The sequence below is a fragment of the Sporosarcina sp. SG10008 genome, from assembly GCF_044569405.1.
GTDB lineage: Bacteria > Bacillota > Bacilli > Bacillales_A > Planococcaceae > Sporosarcina > Sporosarcina psychrophila.
Genome location: NZ_CP172607.1, coordinates 2,236,822 through 2,256,846, shown reverse-complemented (window position 1 = coordinate 2,256,846; position 20,025 = coordinate 2,236,822). Strand labels below are relative to the sequence as shown.

Here is a 20,025-nt window from a genome sequence, read left to right as displayed (position 1 = left end):
AGTAGGAGATAATTCAAAAGGGGTGTTAAGCAAAAGAAAATCTATGTAAATAACTGAATATTATTATTGTTATAATTAGTTAGATTTCCTACTACTCCAACCAGAACGTATCTATTTAAAAACCAAGGGGGTAATAAGAGTGGAAGAAAAATTATTTGATGAGAAATCAATTACTAGAGGTTTTTATTTTATATGCTTTGGGACATTCTTTGTTATGTTAAGTTTAGCTACACACCTACCAGCATATCCCCACATGTTAGCAAGTTTTGATTTAGGTCCAGGGCATGCGGTATGGATGCAGTTAGGACTTGCTCTAGGCCTAACTGGATTCCAGCCTTTATTAGGATGGCTAGGTGATGCTTTTAGTCTAAAGGTTGTTATTCTTTTAGGCGCAGTATTTATGGTGATAGGATCTATGTTAGTTGCACTTTCACCAGCTTTTTGGGTATTAGTAGTAGGTCTCTTTTTCAAAGGAATGGCCGGCGCTGCTATAGCTCCTTCCGGCATTGCTTATGCCGGAAGGTTTTTTACGGGCGAGAAGCGTGGAAAGACACTTGGTTTATTTATCGCATTATCTACTATTGGTGCCCTATTCGGTCCGGTATTAAGCGGGATATTTGTAGATACTTTAGGATGGACATCTAGTTTTTGGTTTACTGCAGTTCTTGGAGGCGTCGCATTTTCATTGTTTTTCTTAGGCGTACCAAGTATTAAAATGGAGACTCGACGCTCTTTCGACTTCTTGGGAGTGGTTTTCGTACTAGTTGTATTAGTAGGTCTTTTAACAATCCCAACGTTTATTAATAATTATGGATTTTCTTCCGGTTTGTGGCTGCCTTCTTTTGCGGTTTTTGCTATTGGCTTATTCTTATTAATTAGAGTTGAAAAAAGACGGAAAGAACCTCTGCTTGACTTGAATTATGTGACTAACCGAAGTTTTTGGGTTCCGACAGTGATGGCTGTTTTGTTGCTGGTTGGGTTCGCGGGCGTCATGTATTTATTGACATTTTTGTGCAAAATGTACAAGGGAAATCTGCTACGACTGTTGGCATCTTGCAAATGGCGATATTCTTAGGGGCTTCAGGGGCTGCAATATTGAGTGGTAGAATTATTAAAAGGTTTTCTGCTCGTGTGATGCTCGGAACGGGTATAGTTACTTTTATTGTAGGCTTAGTAATGCTAACCATGGTTAAGATAGATGCTTCATTTACGTATCTATTTATCGCAATGAGTTTAATAGGAATTGGCTCTGGTTTCAATAACCCTGTAATAAAAGCGATTATTGTTTCAAAAGCAACCTTATCCCGTATGAATGTTATTACATTTACAAATTCAGTGATAGAGAATGTTGCACAACGTTTAGGGGCTTCTTTCGCACTAGTAGGGTTTGCTTTATTCGCCGCTAAAGGCAATGGAGTAAATGCGTTAGCTAATACATCATTGATTTTTATAGCACTTGCGGTAGGGTCTTTATTATTTCTTGTATTAATTCCTAAAAAAATTGAGGGAATTCATGAGGTGAATGAAAGGGTAGAAGGTGTTCAAGAGGTAAATGATTCAACAATTACTAGTATTAAAGTAGATAGTAATGAGAAAAAAACTATCAAAATATAATCAAATTCATGATGGAATTCCGATAAATGTGAGGATTTGATTGAAAAGTAATTTAATGAAAAAACAAGCATTATCGGATTCCAAATGGCTTGTTTTTGCAGGTGATTGTGGAGGATTCATTGGTATTGAATCCTGAAAATAAAAATCATTGTATACACATGAACAAGGGGGTGATGATTGTATCTACCGATGAAACAAACTATTATGTAATTCATTGGATATATGATAAACTAGATGTAAGTTAATATATTGGGTTTGAGCTAATGAGAGACCTCAGGGAATGGTTGCGTATCGCAACTTATTTCTTGAGGTCTCTTTTTCACTTATAAAATACCATTATTTAGAAGGAGACGAGATAAATGACAAACTTTTCATCATTAGAACGGGAAGAGACATTAGACAAATTAGCAACAGAGGAATTTGATTTACTCATTATCGGAGGCGGAATTTCAGGAGCTGGAATCGCTTTAGACGCTACGGCACGTGGGTTGAAAACAGCGCTTGTCGAGATGCAAGACTTTGCTTCTGGCACTTCAAGCCGTTCGACAAAACTTGTCCATGGCGGATTACGTTATTTAAAACAATTTCAAATCAAAGAAGTAGCGGACCTTGGGAAAGAGCGGGCAATCGTCTATGAAAATGGACCACATGTTACGACTCCAGAATGGATGGTCCTTCCTTTTCATAAAGGAGGAACGTTTGGCAAATACTCGACTTCCTTTGGTTTGAAAGTATATGACTTTCTCGCAGGCGTTAAGAAAGCTGAAAGAAGAAGGATGTTAACAAAAGAAGAAACCCTTCAGAAAGCACCGCTTGTGAATCAAGAAGGATTATTAGGCGGTGGCATTTACGTCGAATACCGCACTGATGATGCTCGCCTGACAATTGAAGTTATGAAAGCAGCCGCTGAAAAAGGCGCAACCTTAGCAAACTATGCGAAAGCAGAAACCTTTATTTATAAACAAGAAAAAATTGCCGGTGTGCAAGTGTTAGATACATTAACAAATAAAAAAGTTGTTATTAAGGCGAAAAAAGTTGTCAATGCGGCTGGACCTTGGGTAGATGATGTGAAGGGGATCGAAGGCGAAGCTACAACAAAAGGAAAACACTTAATTTTATCAAAAGGTGTGCATCTTGTATTCGATCAAAAAGACTTTCCGTTGCACCAAGCAGTTTATTTTGACACACCCGATAAACGTATGATTTTTGCAGTGCCTCGCGATGGAAAAGCTTATGTGGGAACAACGGATACATTCTATGAAGGAGATCCAAAAGTGATGCAAATTACGGAAGAGGATCGCTCGTATATCTTAAATGCGATTCATTATATGTTCCCAAGTCTTAAATTGACAGCGGAAAACGTGGAGTCGAGTTGGGCAGGTGTCAGGCCACTCATCCATGAGGAGGGCAAAGGTCCGTCGGAAGTATCGAGAAAAGATGAGATTTGGGAATCGGAGAAAGGTCTCATTACAATTGCAGGTGGGAAATTGACCGGCTATCGTAAAATGGCGGAAACTGTGGTGGATAAAATAGTTGATCAGCTTAGAAATGAAGAAATTCGTCATTTTAATAAGTGTGTGACGAAGAATTTGCCAATCTCAGGTGGTGATATTGGTGGTTCATCAAATATGAACCGTTTTATGGCCCAAGCGATTGAGGAAGGTAAATTAGCTGGATTTACGGAACGACAAAGCCGACACTTGGCAACACTATATGGCACCAATGTTGACCAAGTATTTGCGATTCCCTTTGAAGCAAACACAGCAATTCCACGTATTCTTTATGTGAAATTACGCTATGCAATTGAATCCGAAATGGTTGCCAAACCAACTGATTTCTTTGTTCGGAGAACTGGGGATATGTTCTTCAATATTGACAACGTTAAAGCTGGGAAAAAAGACGTGCTGGATGAAATGGCATTCATTTTCGAGTGGACAGATGCAGAGCGTCAGCAATACGAAAAAGAACTGGCTGATGAGCTGACCATTGCAACAACAGTGTTGTAACATGCTATATTGGAGACAGGAAGCATGAAAGGAGGCAGTGCAAAAGATGCCTTTTCACGATCAAAAGATATTGCCCGCTGCGCGAAGCTTAAAGCAGTTTGAACAGTTGCTAAAAAGCCCATTTGAATACATTGTTCTTTTAGAAGTGCATGTTGGCAATCTTAAAACGCTCAAAACAGAAGCAGAGAAATATGGGAAAAAAGTAATCATCCATGCCGATTTGATTCAAGGATTGAAAACGGATAATTTTGCTGCCGATTTTCTATGCAATGACATAAGACCAGCTGGCATTATTTCGACGAGGTCCAATATGATCATGAAAGCGAAAGCCAAAGGAATTATCGCTATTCAACGCATGTTTCTCTTAGATACAATCGCTTTGGAAAAAAGTTATTCCTTGATTGATCAGACAGTTCCTGACTATATTGAAATGTTGCCGGGGGTAATACCAGAACTCATTAGCGAAGTGTATGATAGAACAGGAATTCCAATTATTAATGGAGGCTTGATTCGGACAAAAAAACATGTCCAAGATGCATTGGATGCGGGTGCTGTCGCAGTAACAACATCAGACCATGAGCTGTGGGATTCATTCATCAAAGATTGACAGTCTTTTTTAATAAGAATATACTAATAGCAAGTCAATAGTAAGTGGTTGAGCTAAGGAGTCCACGTTTGAACCCTACGTAATGTAGGTGTTTAAACGTGGGCTTTTTCATGTCTAAAATCAACCACTACAAAATAGAAACGAAGGTGGATTAAAAATGACACCCTTTATAGCAGAGCTAGTTGGGACAATGGTTTTAATTATTTTCGGTGCTGGAGTCGTCGGTGGTGTTTTGATGAAGAAGTCGAAAGCCCAAGACTCTGGTTGGATTGTGATCACAGTTGGATGGGGACTCGCCGTTGCAATGGGGGTATATGCAGTTGGTGGTGTCAGCGGTGCACACTTGAATCCCGCGGTGACCCTCGGAATGGCTTCGATTGGTGAATTCCCATGGGCTGATGTCCCCATGTATATGCTAGCTCAAATACTTGGAGCGATTTGTGGAGCAATCATTGTTTATTTCCATTACTTGCCTCACTGGAAGGAAACTGAAGACGAAGCGGCGAAGTTATCTGTATTCGCTACAATTCCGGCAATACGTCATCCACTCTCCAATTTAACGAGTGAAATAATTGGTACGTTCATTTTACTGCTTGGTTTACTAGCAATCGGTGCAAATGAGTTTACGGAAGGCCTGAATCCACTAATTGTAGGTGCGTTGATTGTTGCCATTGGGGTCTCATTGGGTGGAACAACTGGCTATGCCATTAACCCAGCCCGTGATCTAGGCCCGCGTATAGCCCATTTCTTTTTGCCGATTCCTGGGAAAGGGAAGTCGGATTGGAGTTACGCATGGATACCTGTCGTAGGTCCGTTATTGGGCGGAACATTTGGTGCGCTGTTTTATCAACAAGTGTTTGAAGGTGTTACTAGCATTGCATTTTGGATTGTTGGTAGTATTGTGTTAGCGGTATTGTTAGGTGCACAGTATTCATTAAGAAAAGAGTCGGCACAAGACGCAAAACAAAGTGTTACAGAATAGCTAAGAAGATTCATACATTATGTAATAAAAACTCACTATATGGGGGACTAAATAATGACTAAAAAATATATAATGGCTCTTGACCAAGGCACAACAAGTTCGCGGGCAATTCTATTCGATAAAAGCGGTAAGATATTACATACAGTCCAACAGGAATTCACTCAATACTTTCCTCAATCTGGATGGGTCGAACATAATGCAGACGAAATCTGGAGCTCCGTTTTAGCTGTTATTGCAGGTGTATTGTCAGAAAAGAATATTGCAGCTGAACAAATCGAAGGCATTGGCATAACAAATCAGCGCGAAACAACAGTTATATGGGATAAAAATACAGGAAAACCAATTTACAATGCCATTGTTTGGCAATCACGTCAAACTGCTGAAATATGCGACGATCTGAAAGAGAGCGGTTACAATGATCTGTTTCGAGATAAAACTGGCTTACTTATCGATGCTTATTTCTCAGGCACAAAAGTGAAATGGATTTTGGACAATGTACAAGGGGCAAGAGAAAAAGCGGAGCGTGGAGATCTTCTATTTGGAACAATTGACACATGGATTGTATGGAAATTATCTGGCGGGAAAAGGCATGTAACCGACTATTCCAATGCTTCGAGAACACTTATGTACAATATTCACGAATTAAAATGGGATGAGGAATTGCTCTCTATCTTAGACGTCCCTGCGTCAATGCTACCAGAGGTCCGTCCCTCTTCTGAGATTTATGCGCATACGGAAAAAAGTCACTTCTTTGGTCATGCTGCTCCGATTGCTGGAATCGCCGGTGATCAACAAGCCGCATTGTTCGGGCAAGCTTGTTTTGAAAGTGGGATGGTAAAAAACACATATGGAACTGGTTGCTTCATGTTAATGAATACGGGGGATAAAGCAGTCAAGTCAGATCATGGTCTATTGACAACCCTTGCGTGGGGAATCGACGGAAAAGTAGAGTATGCACTTGAAGGTAGTATTTTCGTTGCAGGATCTGCCATTCAGTGGTTGCGTGATGGACTTAGAATGTTCCGTAATTCATCTGAAAGTGAAGAATACGCTAAACGCGTTGAATCGACAGAAGGCGTTTACGTTGTGCCAGCATTTGTCGGCCTTGGAACACCTTACTGGGATAGCGATGTAAGAGGTGCCATTTTCGGATTGACACGTGGTACAGAGAAAGAACATCTTATTCGTGCAACATTGGAATCACTTGCATATCAAACAAAGGATGTACTTGATGCAATGGAAGCAGATTCTGGAATCTCTTTAAAAACGTTACGTGTAGACGGCGGCGCAGTTGAAAACGATTTCCTTATGCAATTTCAGGCAGACTTATTAAATGTACCTGTCGAGCGTCCACTGATTAGTGAAACAACTGCACTAGGAGCCGCTTACTTAGCAGGTCTTGCCGTTGGTTTTTGGACGGATCGCTCAGAAATCTCGGCTCATTGGAATCTAGACCGACCTTTCGAACCGAAAATGGAGCAGCAACAACGCGAAGACTTATACGCTGGGTGGCAAAAAGCAGTCAAAGCCGCTATCGCTTTTAAGTAAGATTTGCTGATAATACGCATGGGCATAGATATGACCTTGTAACAACCGAAAGAACATAATAATAGTATACAACTAAAGAAATAGATGGATGCTAAAACAATCCGCTACTATTAGTTAGGGGTGTGTCTATGCCAGCGATTACAGGAAACGATTATCTTGAACGAATTGATCGGCTACAAACGAATGTATGGATAGATGGTAAACTTGTAACGGACAATATTTCTAAACATCCTGCATTCAAAGGTGTCATGGAAAGCCAGGCAGCGCTATATGATTTGCAATATGATGCGACATGTAAAGACGTCATGACCTATCCATCGCCATCAACTGGAGATTCAATAGGTCTGTCTTATTTACAGCCGAAATCAAAAGAGGATTTAGTTAAAAGGCGGGCAATGGTTCAACAGTGGGCTAAATCGAACAATGGTATGATGGGAAGAAGTCCAGATTATATGAATACTGTGTTAATGGCTCTTGCATCGTCTGTGGGTTTATTGGAAGGAAAAGAAAATTGTTTCCCGGAAAACATACTTGCGTTCTATGAATATGCACGTGAAAATGATTTGTCCATGACACATACATTTATTGACCCACAAGTAAACCGGGGGCAATTCTATTTTGAAGATTCAGATGAGCCGATTGCTGCCAAAGTGATGGATAGAAACGAAGCGGGAATCATTATAAAAGGTGCGCGGTTGCTGGCAACACAGGGCGGCATAACGGATGAAATCATGGTGATTTCAGCGGGTGGGGTTGATGATAAAGCGTATGGATTTGCGTTTTCTATCCCTAGTAATAGTCATGGTCTAAAGTTTGTCTGCAGAGAATCATTTGTTGGGGGCGACTCCACATTTAACTATCCATTAAGTTCGCGGTATGAGGAAATGGATACGATCGTTGTTTTCGACAATGTATTAGTCCCATGGGAGCGCGTGTTTTACTACGACAACATAGAAGTATCGAACAGTTTCGTGGCTTTGAGTTCGTTCTTACCATTTACATTGCATCAAGTTGTTTCTAGACAAATTGTCAAAACGGAATTTGTATTGGGAATAGTTCAGTCAATCATCGAGACCATTAATATCGGTGAATATCAGCATGTTCAAGAAAAGGCTTCTGAAATTATTGTAGCTTTAGAAACAATGAAGGCATTGGTAATGAAATCAGAAATTGAAGCTGAAATCGATGAATGGGGATTTATGCGACCCAATCGAACAACGCTGCAAATCGCGATTAATATATTTCCACGGGTTTACCCGAGATTTACTGAAATTATTCAGCTTTTAGGTGCAAGTGGCTTGATGTCCATTCCAACGGAAAAAGCTTTTCAATCAAGTGTTAGAAAAGATTTAGATCAATATTTGCAGGCTAAATCGAAAAATGCAGAGGATCGCGTCAAAATATTTCGTTTAGCATGGGATTTAACGATGAGCTCTTTTGGTACTCGCGAAACGTTATATGAACGATTTTTCTTTGGCGATCCTATTAAACTTTCGTGTGAATTATATCGTTCCTATGATAAGAGACCATATGTGAAGCGAGTGAATGATATATTGGGATAAATATTCAATGGAAATTGATTGGCTCTTTTTTAGGAGACAATCAATTTTTTTATGGAGAAAAAGGGCATGGCGAGCATAAACTCGTGTGTGGCGGTCATAATGTGCTTAAAGACGGTCATAAAGCCATTCATGGCGATCATACCTCCACTCAAGACGGTCATAACCCATCTCATGGTAATGATATCCTTTAACACGCAAAAAACGCGCAGCGTGACTTAATCGAAACCGTATTGTAATGACACGCTAGAGGAATTAGGCTAAATGAGTGGAATTTACTAATAGATTGGGTAGAGAAGATAGACACCTTTTGTTTGAATGAATGGTTGTTACTAATAGAAAGGCGGGATATTGGGATGAGAATTAATATTGCATTACTACGCGGCATTAACGTGGGTGGGCATAATAAAATAAAAATGGTAGAACTACGACAGCTATTTGAAATGCTGGGCTTTAGCCGGGTGCAGACCTATATTCAAAGTGGTAACGTTTTGTTCGAATCAGATGAAAGTGAGCAATCCCTAATCAAGTGTATTCAAGGGGAGATTGAGAAGGTCTTCGGATTTTCGATCAATGTTGTAATCAGAACGGCTGCAGAGTTGGAATGGATTACTAAGAATTGTCCGTTTACTGAGGAAGCTGTAGCAGAAGCAAAACTTACTTCAGAAGGAGAAAGCCTTTACGTTTCTTTATTGCAGGACAAGCCTTCACAAGACAGAATCGATCGATTGGGTGCTTATAAAAGTGACAATGATGAGTATTTGATCGAAGGGCGGGAAGTCTATCTGTTGTTCCAGCGTGGTGTTCGAAACGCTAAGCTTGCGAATAATTTACAAAGACTAGAGGTTCCTTCAACGATGCGGAATTGGAAAACAATCAACAAGCTCTCAATGTTAGCAAAAGAAATGGAGAATTAACGTTCTGAAATGGGGACATTATAGGAAATGCCTCGTAATCAATCAAATAGTCGAACGGTTTGGAAATAATTTAACACACTATGAATTTGATGCGGATAGGGAAGGGAATAAAGAGACTGCTTGCTACATTTTTTCTTTTGTTGTCCTTGTAAATGTTGGTAGTATTTTTCCGCCTTCTTTTGTGAATGCTGTTTATAGAGCAATTTACAAGGAGGAAAAACAATGTTGAAATTACAAACTGAGCTTGATGGGCAAAGGGCTTCATTTGGTGTTGTGAGTGATTGTATTCAAGGGCTCGGCTATCACTTAGGTGGAAACTGGGATTATCATAAAGGATGTTTTGACCATATTTTATGCCGCGAAGGCGGTGAAACTATTTATGTGCGAATTCCATTTTTCGTAACGGACGGAGAACTTGATGAATATAATGCTTCCATAGAATTTGAAACACCTTATGTGATTAAGCATGTCGTGCATGTTGGTCTAGATAGTGATGAAAGTTCATTGTTAAATGCAACTGGTTTTAGCCAATTCCAAAAACCGATTGATCCAGATGGGAAAATCGTTGATAAAAATAGGTGGATTCATGCAGGTGAAGTTGCCGTAAAAGAACTTATAGATTGTTTGCATGCTCAAGAGCACCTAAAATCAAGTTAATGGAAATGTCATGATATATAGGTTGAAATAAAAACCCCCCATTGAATTCGCTTGGGGATTCCTCCCGTCATAAGCCAAGTCAACAGAAGTGATAGTAGAAAATAGTTAGTTGTTAAAAATTGGATTAAAAAATCCGGGATTGACGTCGGGTGCATGAAATTAGTTGGTAAACAATTTACAAATGCATAAGAAAAACTAAGAACCAACCGAGAGTAATCCGGTTGGTTTTTTTAACTATCATTGTATTCCGATATGGCTGCATCAAAATAAGTTATGAACACATTTTTAAGTTTGTTTTATCTTCATAAGGGAAAGATAGGGAGAAGATTTCAATTATCCCAAGAGGTGATTCTGTTGAATCGGTTATTTGCCATCCTTGTTATCACCGGTGTCCCACTCGTGATTGCTGGTGCATTCCTAAATTGGTCGGACATCTTGATGTTCATCCTTTGCTGTATAAGCATCATAGGGCTTTCAGGATACATAGGCCGGGCTACAGAAAGCCTTGCTATCGTTAGTGGACCAAGGATTGGTGGGTTGTTGAATGCGACATTTGGCAACGCAGTCGAACTCATCATTTCCATTTTTACATTGAAGGCAGGAATGGTGGGCATCGTCTTGGCTTCGCTCACAGGCTCTGTACTTGGGAATCTGTTGCTTGTGCTCGGGCTTTCCTTCTTCGCGGGGGGCATCAAATTCAAACGTCAAAATTTCAGTCTCCATGATGCACAATACAATTCGGGATTGCTGATTTTTGCTGTCATCGTGGCATTTGTCATCCCTGAGATTTTCTCCATGTCAATGGATACACAAACGACATTTAACTTGAGTATCGGCATATCTGTTGTACTAATTACACTTTATCTTGCAGGTCTATTTTTCAAACTCGTCACCCACCGTGGCGTCTTCGCCTCTTCTGATAAGGTAGTGGAGGAGCAGGAAACGCCAGAATGGACAAAGCGCAAGTCGATTCTTGTACTATTTTTAGCAACGCTAACGGTTGCTTTCGTATCAGAGCAGTTGGTTCATACATTTGAAATGCTTGGTGAAAAGTTTGGTTGGACCGAATTGTTCATTGGTGTCATTATCGTTGCTATTGTTGGAAATGCAGCGGAACATGTGTCCGCAATCACAATGGCGGTCAAGAATAAGATGGATGTAGCTGTGGAAATTGCAGTAGGTTCCACGTTGCAGGTCGCCATGTTCGTTGCGCCAATCCTCGTACTCATTTCACTAACAATGTCGGAACCAATGGCACTTGTTTTCACTGTGCCAGAGCTAGTGGCGATGGTATCCGCAACATTCCTTGTCATTACTCTGTGCAGTGATGGTGAATCAAATTGGTTCGAGGGTCTAATCCTCTTCTCCGCTTATCTGATTATGGCAATCGGTTTTTATTTACTTTAATGTCTGCAGATAGTTGGAAGAGGTAGCTCTAAAAAGAGTGACAGTCGAACTTATCATCAGCCAAACTGCTACTCGAATGTTCTCTTAAGAACCTTAAGTCATAAAAGAATTTTTTACGGGCATACTTTGAGTACTATTTCAAAAGTAGGAGGCTATTAAATTTGATTAAAACTGAAAATAAATTATCAGTTTTTGCACTAGGTGGTATTAATGAAATTGGGAAAAATATGTATGTCCTACAATATGAAGACGATATCGTTGTGATTGACTGTGGTGCTAAGTTTCCAGATGAAAGTTTATTAGGAATTGATTTGATTATCCAGGATATTTCATACTTACAGGAAAATAAGGATAAGATTCGGGCGTTAGTTATCACTCATGGACATGAAGATCATATTGGAGGCATTCCGTACGTATTAAAGCAATTAAATATGCCGATTTATGCGACACGATTAACGCTAGGTTTAATTGGGCTTAAGTTAAAAGAACACGGACTTTTTAGGCAAACTGAGTTAGTTCTGATTGATTCTGATTCGGATTTGGAGTTTGGAACAGTGAAAGTAACATTTTTCAAAACAAACCACAGCATTCCTGATTGTTTAGGCGTTGTATTTCATACGCCAGAGGGGGCAGTTGTGCATACTGGTGATTTCAAGTTCGATTTAACGCCTGTCAATAATGACTATCCGGATATTCATAAAATGGCTAAAATCGGCAGTGATGGTGTGTTGCTATTGTTATCAGAAAGTACCAATGCGGAACGTCCTGGTTTTAATCCGTCTGAAATACTTGTAGGAGGGCATATTGAAGAAGCATTCCGCAAAGCCCGTCGGAAAGTATTTATTTCTACTTTCGCTTCTAACGTTCATCGTGTACAGCAAGTAGTAGATGCCGCGCAAAAAACGAACCGTAAGCTTGCATTACTTGGCCGAAGTATGGTGAATGTAGTAGCGGTTGCTTCAGAACTCGGGTATTTGACTATCCCTGAAGGAATGTTAATTGATAAAAATGAAGTTAGAGGAATGGATCCGGAGAAGGTTGTTATTCTTTGCACGGGAAGTCAAGGAGAACCTATGGCGGCTCTGTCACGTCTATCCAGTTCAAACTTCCGTGAGGTAGAAGTCCACCCTGATGATACGGTTATTTTTGCTTCATCGCCAATTCCTGGAAATGAAAAAAGTGTATCACGTATTATTGATAATTTATATCTTTTGGGAGCCAAGGTGATCTATGGATCGGGGACTGTAACGGGTATGCATGTTTCAGGACATGCCTGTCAGGAAGAATTGAAATTAATGCTAACCTTAATGAAGCCGAAGTATTTCATTCCCATTCATGGTGAGTTTAGAATGCTTTATCAGCATCGTTTATTAGCAGAATCCGTAGGTGTGGAAAGAGAAAATATTTTCGTTATTAACAATGGTGATGTTGTCGATATTAACAACCGCGTTGCCCGCCAAACACGAAAAGTCCAATCGGGGAACATTTTCGTAGATGGATTGGGCATTGGTGATGTTGGAAACATCGTGTTACGTGACCGTAAATTGCTTTCTGAGGAGGGCATGCTCGTTATTGTTTTAACGCTAAGTAAAACAGATGGACAGCTAATTTCCGATCCGGATACAATTTCACGCGGATTCGTCTATAGGAATGATTCACAAGCACTATTGAATGAAGTGAATCAGTTAGTCATTACGACCATTAACAACTCGCGAGGCGAAAGTGGAAACCAACGAATTAATCTCAGACAACACATAAAAAAATCGGTTGAAACACTTTTATATACGCGGACAAAAAGAAGGCCGATGATTCTTCCAGTCATTATTGAAATTTAACTTGATTTAGCAGAATTCAACCACTTCTACTGAATAACCAACATCCTGTTGACCCAAGTCTCCGGCGTTGTGGCCCATTAAAAGAGCGAACCCCTTGAAAGTATAGGGAGTTCGCTCTTTTTAGCTCAAGTAGTTGGAGTCTCCATCTGAATAGTTTCCCCAAGTTTCAAAACAGTTAACTTCTTGCCATCTAACTTTCTTTTCTCCCATTCAGCTTGTAATCTATCAAGTGCTTCTTTAGGTGTATCGTCGGCTAACCTATAAGCGCCGTAATGCATCGGAATCATCACTTTCGACTGTGTATTGATGAAGGCTTTGACAGCATCTTCAGGGTTTACGTGTTGAGCAGCCATGAACCATTCCGGCTCATATGCGCCAATCGGCATCAAGCAATAATCAATGGCATACTTTTCTCCGATAGTGTGAAAGCCTTCGAAATAGCCGCTGTCTCCTACGAAATAGAGTGTTTGATTTGGATTTTGGATAATCCATCCCCCCCAATGAGAGTGATTTGTATCCGTCGGCGTTCTTTTTGACCAGTGCTGAGCTGGAACAAAGGAAATCGTTAATCCGCTTATTTGTTGCTCATCCCACCAGTTAAATTCCACAGTTTTGTTGAATCCTTTTCTTTTAAACCAGTTACCAAGTCCAATTGGCACAAAAAAAGTTGGATCACCTTTTAGTTTTTTAATAGAACCATAGCTCAGGTGATCGTAATGGCTATGTGAAATTAGGACCATATCGATTGGCGGTAATTCCTTAATTGGCAGTCCTGGTGGTGTCAGCCGTTTATCTGTGCCAAGACGATTTGCCCAAACTGGATCTGTTAGGATGTTTAGTCCATTTAGTTGGATTAAAAATGTGGAATGGCCAATCCAAGTGATTGTTGGAATCGTCCGGTTTGATTGCAAGAACGCTGTTTCCGTTTTATCTACTAGTGGCACTTGGAATGATAAATCTTTCAGTTTGCCTTTTCTTTCTTTGCGCCACTGTAGTAAATCTTTAAACGTGGCAAGTGATGCATTCCTATCCGTATTTTCATAGCGTGTTTTTTTCATAAATAGACACCTCAAATGATTTTAAGTTCCCCTTAATGATAGGACAATGGGTTTAGGACTATGCCTAGTATACATGACAATCATACACTTGAATTACGAAAAGGTCTGTTGGCGTTACCCAGTGCCATGACTGTTATCTTAGTAGGAGGTTTAGTTTACCGGGTGTATTGTCTGAATGACGAAAAACCAACCCCATATCTCGGATTGGTCGTTGTATTATCATCCGTTTTCCGTCGGAAGTACCGTATATCTGTGATTAGTAGTATAGTCGTTAGAGATAGAATATATACTTGGGTAAAAAAAGATACTAGGCATCCAAAAAGTCATGCTAATGGTAGTTGGAGGGAAAAAAATGAAAGCAACAATCGCTGTGTTGGGTGATACAGCCATTTCTAAAGTGAATCAATTACATACGAGTAAAAGTAGATACCTAACATTGACAATGATGGCTGGGGTTTTCGTTGGATTTGGAATCATACTTATTTTTACGATTGGTGGTTTGCTAGGACCAACTGATTTTGCAGGAACGAAAATTATTATGGGCGTTACATTTGGGATTGCGTTAAGTTTAGTGTTAATGGCAGGGGCAGACCTTTTCACAAGTAATAATATGATCATGACGATTGGTATATTGACGAAGAAAACGACTTGGTATGAAACCATACAAATTTGGACATTCAGCTATGTTGGAAACTTTGCAGGCTCTATTCTCGTTGCGGCACTTTTTGTCTATTCGGGACTGGCCATAGGTGGGACGGCGGACTATATCAATTCAGCGGCAAGCGCCAAGATGAATACGCCATTTGTAGAGTTGCTTATGCGTGGAATTCTGTGTAATATACTCGTTTGTCTGGCTGTTTGGTGCGCATTTAAACTTAAGGATGAAACAGCAAAATTGATTATGATTTTTTGGTGCTTATTTGCTTTTATCACTTCGGGGTTTGAACATAGTATCGCAAATATGACCTTGCTTTCCCTCTCGTTGATGATCCCTCACCCGGACACTGTTTCATTGGCCGGGATGACGGCAAACTTAGTACCAGTAACAATTGGCAATATAATTGGTGGAGCTGTGTTCGTTGGGGCGGCATACTGGTTCGCGAATTCTGAAAAGAATTAGGGAACTTTTCATCGATAACGAGAGGAATACTTTTTAAAGATTGAGTGTATTCGAGTAGTCGATGTCCTAGTATTTATCCCGCATTAACGGGCTGTAAGAACCCCCCCCTGATTGTAGATTAACTTTATCTGGATAATTACTAAAAAAACGAATTGAATAATCCCTCATTTTAAACGACATAAAAATGTCTTTAGCAAAAGTGTTTTTCACTAAATCACTTGCGAAAAAAGAGAAAAGCTTCTATTGTAGGTAGGGAAACAAAAAGATGACTAAATCAGTTCCTACACTATCAAATAGGCGTACACATTAACTGTACTATCATGTGAAACGTACCACTTGCAAACAACAATAACGGAAAAGATTTCTGAGGTTATCAAAGGAGATATTTAAATGATTTTAGGAAAAAATACTATCATCCGAAAAGAGTTATTTAAAGCAATTGAAGGGTTAACGGATGAACAATTCAATAAAATACCTTCAAATGGCGGATGGTCTCCGAAACAAATATTTGAACACCTTGTACGTATGGAGACAGTCATTGCGACAAATATAGCCAAAGAACTAACAAATCCTGATAGCCCGAAATCGATGAAGAAACCAATTGCACTTTCTACGATTCGTTTCATAAAAGTGGAAGCTCCAGGCTATACTGCACCAACGAAAGAGTACAAATCAAAAATAGAGATGAAAAATGCACTATATGATTCGCGCCTCTTTTTATTAGATGTATATGAATCAAGTACAAAGGACGTACTTCGTGAAAAATCATTCAAACACCCAATTTTTGGGCAAGTGCCACTGATTCAGTGGTTTCCTTTTGTTGGATTGCATGAAAAACGCCACTTAAAACAATTGAAGAAAACGATTGTAATGGACTATAAATTATAACAATCTAATTGAGTACGATGACTTTTGATAAGGTAATAGATTAACCTTATAATACAACTATATAATTTTCAGCGAAGGCGTCTACTGGGGTAGCTGAAGCAATAAGACTGAGAGTGATTTTCTGTCTGGCTTATTGTGGGAGGTATCCCCTAGCGCAGAGCGTTGTTGGTAGGATTCTTTATTACAACATATATAATAGGTAGCAGCACTTCTGTTGATTACCCAGTTTTTTGCATAAAATACTGGTGAGTCGGGTTTGATGACCTACATTTTCACTGCACTATTTTCGGACGGCTTCCTACACTATTCAAGTGGAAAATGCAGTTGCTTTGAAAGAAATGAGTAGATGACTTTCTACAGAGAGTGTAAGTGCCCGAAGATACAATTTCGGGCACTCTAGCACTTTGTACAATGTGTTCCTTGCTTACTTTTAGTAAAGATTATGCATCAAATTCATGTGATGTCTTATAGAAAGCATCAGCCGCCAAAATTGCATCTTTGGCGGCTTATTTCCAGTTAAGAAGACACCTATTCTTTCGACAAAAAAAGTTTCAGCACTACGAGTACTTATGCATTTAGAGCGCGATGGATGAAGGACCACCATACGATTACCGAAAAAACTGTGTAGGGATGCGACAAGGTCGTATCCCTACACAGCCAGACATCCCGGTAACTGTATAGAAGTCATTCAATCCGGAGCACTCGAAAATGCAACTATACAAGTAGCGTCTAGTAGGAAATTATGATATTCACTGGTTACTTTTGGTTAATCAACAGATGTGAGCTAGTAGCCATTTATAAAGACGAGATTTTGCTTTACAATCTCTTGTCTTTATAAATGGCTCTTTTTAGTTGGATTGATTCTATTTCCATCAGGGGCATTTTTACTGTGGGGCTGCTCTTAATTCGAAAAAACACTATTAGTTTGACTTTTACGAATCATCAAACTAGGATGGGGCTAGTAAGTAGTGATGTGGAACTGCGAAGTCCCATGAAGAGATGAAGCAAGAAATAAAGCGTATACTTAGGGAATAAATAGGGTAGTAAAGAAATAGATAGGTTTGTTGAATAAATAGAGAGTGGAGGTAATAGGAAATGAAACATCATTTAATGTATATAAACGGTGAATGGCTTGGGGGAGATCTAGAAAAATTAAATGTTATCAATCCAGCTAATGGTCAAATCGTAGGTAGTGTGCCAATTGGTGGGGAAGAAGAAGCACACGTGGCTATTGACGCTGCTTATGATGCATTTCAAACGTGGTCACAAACGACAGCTTATGAGCGTGCGAACTATTTGAAAAGGCTCTATGAACTGATGATAGAACATCGTGATGATTTGGCTCAAACGATGACGATGGAAATGGGCAAACCAATTAATGAATCCATAGGAGAAGTGACAAGCGCCGCTGCTTTTCTAGAATGGTTTGCTGAGGAAGGCAAGCGCGTTTACGGTGAAATCTTGCCAACACATACGACGAGCAAACGTTTGCAAGTGTGGAAAAAACCAGTTGGCGTTGTAGCCGCTATCACTCCTTGGAATTTCCCAGCCGCTATGTTAGCGAGGAAAATGGGGCCGGCTTTAGCAGCGGGGTGTACCATTGTTATTAAACCTTCAAGTGAAAGTCCGCTGACAGCCATTAAAATGATAGAGTTATGTGAAAAGGCTGGGTTCCCTAAAGGTGTCATTAACTTGGTAACTGGATCTTCAAGCAAAATAGGGAAAGCAATCATGGAAAATGAAAAAATTCGAAAAGTTACCTTTACTGGATCTACCGAAGTCGGTAAAATTTTAATCGAACAAAGTGCTCATCAGGTAAAACGATTATCACTCGAACTCGGTGGTCATGCGCCTTTGATTGTATTAAATGACGCCAATGTAGATCTAGCAGTGAAAGGTACTATTGCGTCAGCATTCAGGAATGCTGGACAAACATGCGTTTGTGCTAATCGTATTTATGTACAGTCAGGTATTCATGACGAGTTTGTAGAAAAGTTTTCTGAAGCAGTTAGCCAGTTGAAAGTAGGAAATGGTACAGATGTAAATGTAGATATTGGACCATTAGTAAATCGCGCAAGTCTTGAGAAGGTGTCGCATCATGTTGAGGATGCACTGTCTAAAGGCGCTTCCCTTATGACAGGAGGCAAGCTAATTACAAAAGATGGGGGGACTTTCTATGCCCCTACAGTCCTTAGTAACGCGGATCCGTCCATGGTTATTATGAAAGAAGAAACATTTGGACCTGTGGCTCCTATTCAGAAAGTGGAAACAATAGAAGAAGCAATCGTATTAGCAAATGATACACCATATGGTTTGGCTGCTTATGTATTTACGGATAGCATTGCTATAGGGACACGTTTAATCGAACAACTTAACTTTGGTATTGTGGGTTGGAATGATGGAACACCTTCTGCAGTACAAGCTCCCTTCGGTGGGATGAAAGAAAGTGGGGTTGGACGTGAAGGTGGACGTGAAGGGATTGAAGCCTTCTTAGAGTCGCAGTATGTTTCAATTGCGATTAGTTAACTGAAATAATAGTGGGGTGTTTTCACTGCCATGCGATGAAGTGATATCTTTTGGTTGATAAATGACTAACAAACAATTCATCAGAATAAATCGGTGCCAAGCACCAACGCAATTTTAAATTGTGTTGGTGCTTGGCATTTTTTTGATTCTTTTACTCCCCGTTTTCATACAATGTCGTGAGGAGGGAATCCGTTTGTCGGCATGGATTTGGAGCTTGTTAATTTTTCAATTTCTACTTGCTGGTGTCACTTATCAGTTTTTATACAGGCGAAGAAAGTTGATAGATTTTCATCTGGGCATGAATATCGCCATGGTAGCGGGCGGAGGACTGGCTCTTGGAACGGGCGTCCTCTTGATTTATGAATTCCCGGTCTATTATATGGAAGTGACCGTAGTAGCTGCTTTGACAGGGATGCTGGTGGGAAGTTTGTTCGGAGGAATTTTTGACAATCAAACGTTGCTCACCGGATATATTAGCGGGCTTATGACGGGAATGATGGCACCAATGATTGGAGCTGCCGCATCATACAGTATTCCGTTTGCCATAATGATGGAATTATTCGTCTTGTGTTCATTTATGATGTTGTTTAAAGCGACAAAGTCTTCTCGAAAAATATAAGGAGAGGCATGCGATGATCTTATTTGGATTATTTTTGCTCGTGTTAAGTAGTTTGTTGGGCGTTTATATGTATGCATTATTCCATAAGTTACGTTTTAGAATCAGCGACCGTCTCAGCTTTACAGTTACCTTAGCCGCGGGGCAGATTACCAGTTTTGTCATCGCAATCACATTATATTTGGTTTTTCCGATGGATTTTACTGTTATCTGTACGGTTAACCTATGGATTGGTATTGTAATAGGCACTCAATTCAGTTCGGTGGCAAAGAAACAATCGGTTCTTGCCGGTTTTTTTAATGGAGGAGTAGCAGCAATCATGGGAACGATGTTAGGTGCTATCTCTTTCGATCCCACCCTTTGCGGTTTGCCTGCATCGACCCTAACATTACAAAACACGGGTATTGCGGTTGGGATCTTCGGATTGTTGTTGCTTTGTGCCACGACATTGTTAGTGAGATTTTCGTTGATGAAAAAGTGAAGGGCGCTAGGTAATAAAATGGGTTTAAACTATTTTATAACCGAGTAAAAAGTTATGCCGGGATCATTCTAGAACCCGGTTTTTTTGTGCTTTTATAGTCAATAAATAATTCTCCATTACTACTTTTTTATCTCGCATTAACGGGCAGTAAGACCCCCACTTCAAGTCTTCAAGGACACGAGAAGAATAAGTGGGGGATGAATA

General features: G+C 39.9%; 17 protein-coding genes. 16 read left to right on the top strand and 1 reads right to left on the bottom strand.

Features of this window, described 5'->3' with window-relative positions:
• The first annotated feature begins 139 nt into the window (after positions 1–139).
• The 11 genes from ACGLYD_RS10945 (at position 140) to ACGLYD_RS10895 (ending at position 13,132) form a co-directional block, all read left to right on the top strand.
• Complete coding sequence (locus ACGLYD_RS10945; protein ID WP_399632932.1) at positions 140–1,075, top strand: MFS transporter; 936 nt, start codon at positions 140–142, stop codon at positions 1,073–1,075.
• Positions 1,060–1,614 carry a hypothetical protein gene (locus ACGLYD_RS10940; RefSeq protein WP_399632929.1) on the top strand — a complete coding sequence of 185 codons (555 nt, stop codon included), beginning with the start codon at positions 1,060–1,062 and terminating at the stop codon, positions 1,612–1,614. Before ACGLYD_RS10945 ends, ACGLYD_RS10940 begins: the two co-directional genes overlap by 16 nt.
• Positions 1,615–1,973: 359 nt before the next feature.
• The gene (locus tag ACGLYD_RS10935) at positions 1,974–3,620 is read left to right on the top strand and encodes a glycerol-3-phosphate dehydrogenase/oxidase (RefSeq protein ID WP_399632927.1); all 1,647 of its coding nucleotides are present in this window, start codon (positions 1,974–1,976) and stop codon (positions 3,618–3,620) included.
• 46 nt (positions 3,621–3,666) lie between these two features.
• Positions 3,667–4,227, top strand: a complete 561-nt coding sequence (locus ACGLYD_RS10930) for a glycerol-3-phosphate responsive antiterminator (protein ID WP_067210665.1) — start codon at positions 3,667–3,669, stop codon at positions 4,225–4,227.
• Positions 4,228–4,384: 157 nt separating this feature from the next.
• Complete coding sequence (locus ACGLYD_RS10925) at positions 4,385–5,209, top strand: MIP/aquaporin family protein (RefSeq protein ID WP_399632924.1); 825 nt, start codon at positions 4,385–4,387, stop codon at positions 5,207–5,209.
• Positions 5,210–5,263: 54 nt separating this feature from the next.
• Positions 5,264–6,757, top strand: a complete 1,494-nt coding sequence (gene glpK / locus ACGLYD_RS10920) for a glycerol kinase GlpK (protein WP_067210660.1) — start codon at positions 5,264–5,266, stop codon at positions 6,755–6,757.
• 128 nt (positions 6,758–6,885) lie between these two features.
• Entirely contained in the window at positions 6,886–8,319 is a 1,434-nt protein-coding gene (hpaB, locus tag ACGLYD_RS10915) for a 4-hydroxyphenylacetate 3-monooxygenase, oxygenase component (RefSeq protein ID WP_399632920.1), read from the top strand.
• A gap of 353 nt (positions 8,320–8,672) precedes the next feature.
• Positions 8,673–9,233 carry a DUF1697 domain-containing protein gene (locus ACGLYD_RS10910; RefSeq protein WP_342538610.1) on the top strand — a complete coding sequence of 187 codons (561 nt, stop codon included), beginning with the start codon at positions 8,673–8,675 and terminating at the stop codon, positions 9,231–9,233.
• Positions 9,234–9,455: 222 nt separating this feature from the next.
• Positions 9,456–9,890, top strand: coding sequence for a YugN family protein (locus ACGLYD_RS10905; RefSeq protein ID WP_067210656.1), 435 nt, complete (start codon positions 9,456–9,458; stop codon positions 9,888–9,890).
• A gap of 351 nt (positions 9,891–10,241) precedes the next feature.
• Positions 10,242–11,297, top strand: a complete 1,056-nt coding sequence (gene cax, locus ACGLYD_RS10900; RefSeq protein ID WP_067213987.1) for a calcium/proton exchanger — start codon at positions 10,242–10,244, stop codon at positions 11,295–11,297.
• A 161-nt stretch (positions 11,298–11,458) separates the two neighbouring features.
• Positions 11,459–13,132: a ribonuclease J gene (locus tag ACGLYD_RS10895; protein ID WP_067210653.1), complete on the top strand. Its 1,674-nt coding sequence runs from the start codon at positions 11,459–11,461 to the stop codon at positions 13,130–13,132.
• Between the two features lie 125 nt (positions 13,133–13,257).
• Here ACGLYD_RS10895 and ACGLYD_RS10890 read toward each other — a convergent pair whose 3' ends face one another.
• On the bottom strand, positions 13,258–14,190 hold the full coding sequence (locus ACGLYD_RS10890; protein WP_067210650.1) for an MBL fold metallo-hydrolase: 933 nt from the start codon (positions 14,188–14,190) through the stop codon (positions 13,258–13,260).
• A 352-nt stretch (positions 14,191–14,542) separates the two neighbouring features.
• Between ACGLYD_RS10890 and ACGLYD_RS10885 the strand changes: the two genes are divergently transcribed.
• From ACGLYD_RS10885 to ACGLYD_RS10865, 5 genes are all read left to right on the top strand, one after another.
• Positions 14,543–15,310 carry a formate/nitrite transporter family protein gene (locus ACGLYD_RS10885; protein WP_067210647.1) on the top strand — a complete coding sequence of 256 codons (768 nt, stop codon included), beginning with the start codon at positions 14,543–14,545 and terminating at the stop codon, positions 15,308–15,310.
• A 390-nt stretch (positions 15,311–15,700) separates the two neighbouring features.
• On the top strand, positions 15,701–16,198 hold the full coding sequence (locus ACGLYD_RS10880) for a DinB family protein (RefSeq protein WP_067210644.1): 498 nt from the start codon (positions 15,701–15,703) through the stop codon (positions 16,196–16,198).
• 1,095 nt (positions 16,199–17,293) lie between these two features.
• A complete protein-coding gene (locus ACGLYD_RS10875) occupies positions 17,294–18,724 on the top strand; it encodes an NAD-dependent succinate-semialdehyde dehydrogenase (RefSeq protein ID WP_399632917.1) in 1,431 nt (476 codons plus the stop codon).
• 193 nt (positions 18,725–18,917) lie between these two features.
• Positions 18,918–19,343 carry a hypothetical protein gene (locus tag ACGLYD_RS10870; RefSeq protein WP_399632914.1) on the top strand — a complete coding sequence of 142 codons (426 nt, stop codon included), beginning with the start codon at positions 18,918–18,920 and terminating at the stop codon, positions 19,341–19,343.
• A gap of 13 nt (positions 19,344–19,356) precedes the next feature.
• The gene (locus tag ACGLYD_RS10865) at positions 19,357–19,821 is read left to right on the top strand and encodes a hypothetical protein (RefSeq protein WP_342538606.1); all 465 of its coding nucleotides are present in this window, start codon (positions 19,357–19,359) and stop codon (positions 19,819–19,821) included.
• Positions 19,822–20,025 lie beyond the last annotated feature (204 nt).